The following is a 1,340-nucleotide window of genomic DNA, read 5'->3' as shown; positions in this document are numbered from 1 at the left end:
GGTCGTCGAAGCCGCCGACGGTGTCTTCCATGTCTTCCAGTGGGACGGCCTTTGTTTCCGGCACGATGAAGTGCACGAACAGCACCTGGCCCACCATCATCAGGGCGAAGAAGCCGAAGGTGGCGCCGGGGGCCAGGTCCGCCAGCACGGGGAAGGTCCAGCTTACCACCGCCGCCATGGTCCAGTGCGTGAAACTGCCGAGCGCCTGCCCCTTGCCGCGCACCACATTGGGGAAAATCTCCGACATCAGAACCCACAGAACCGCCCCCTGGCTCGCCGCGAAGGACGCGATGAACACCAAAAGACCGGCCAGGATCACCTCAGGCGTCGGGGTGGCTTGCAGAAACTGCCAGCCCACCACCGCAAGCGACAGCGCCATGCCCGCGCCGCCCGCCATCAGCAGGGGCCGACGCCCGATCCGGTCGATCAAAAACAGCGCCAGCACCGTAAAGGCCACATTGGTGCCGCCCACCGATACCGCCTGCAACAGCGCCGCATTCTTTGCAAACCCCGCCTGCTCGAAAATGGTCGGCGCGTAATACATCAGCGCATTGATGCCCGATAGCTGGTTGAACATGGCCAGCACCACCACCACAAGAAGCGGCAGGGCATACGCCTTTTGAAACAGGCGCGGCGCGTCCGCCCGGTCCTCGTGCAGCGCCCGGCGCATGTCCGCCAGCTCCTGATCCACCCGCGGCTCGCCAAGCCGGGTCAGCACGGCGCGGGCCTCCGCGTCCCGGTGCATCTGCACCAGCCAGCGCGGGCTTTGCGGCAGAAAGGCCCCAAAGGCCAGGAACAGCGCGGCGGGAACCGCCTCAACCCCCAGCATCCAGCGCCAGGCGCCGCCGCCGTCAAAGGCTTCCGCCAGCAGATAGTTGGAAAAGAAGGCCACCAATATGCCCAGCACAATGTTCATCTGATACATCATGGCCAGCCGACCGCGATATTTGGCGGGCGCGATCTCGGCGATATATACCGGCCCCACAACGGAAGAGCCCCCCACGGCCAGCCCACCAATGAAGCGATAGAACAGAAGTTCCTCCCACACCGTGGCAAAGGCACTGCCCACGGCGGACGCCAGAAACACCGCCGCGATGATCACCAGCATCAGCCGGCGGCCAAAACGGTCCACCGGCTTTTCAATACCCAGAACCCCGATCATGGTGCCGATGAGCGCCGCCGCAACCGTCAGCCCAAGCGCGAACTTGTCCAGTTCAAACACGCTCTCAAGCGCCCCCGTGGTGCCCGAAATCACCGCAGTGTCAAAGCCGAACAAAAAACCGCCCAGCGCCGCAACGATGGTGCTCAATATAACAACCGCATTGGGCCGCGGTGTGGCC

General features: G+C 64.1%; 1 protein-coding gene. It reads right to left on the bottom strand.

What is annotated here, in order from left to right; translation table 11 throughout:
* The coding region (locus WGH93_RS13190; protein ID WP_374765338.1) for a sugar porter family MFS transporter at positions 1-1,309 on the bottom strand (1,309 nt) is incomplete at its 3' end.
* Positions 1,310-1,340: the final 31 nt, after the last annotated feature.

Source organism: Yunchengibacter salinarum (genome assembly GCF_037658235.1).
Lineage (GTDB): Bacteria > Pseudomonadota > Alphaproteobacteria > Sphingomonadales > Kordiimonadaceae > Yunchengibacter > Yunchengibacter salinarum.
The sequence above is the reverse complement of the archived record's forward strand: the minus strand, read 5'-3'. Positions and strand labels throughout refer to the sequence as shown.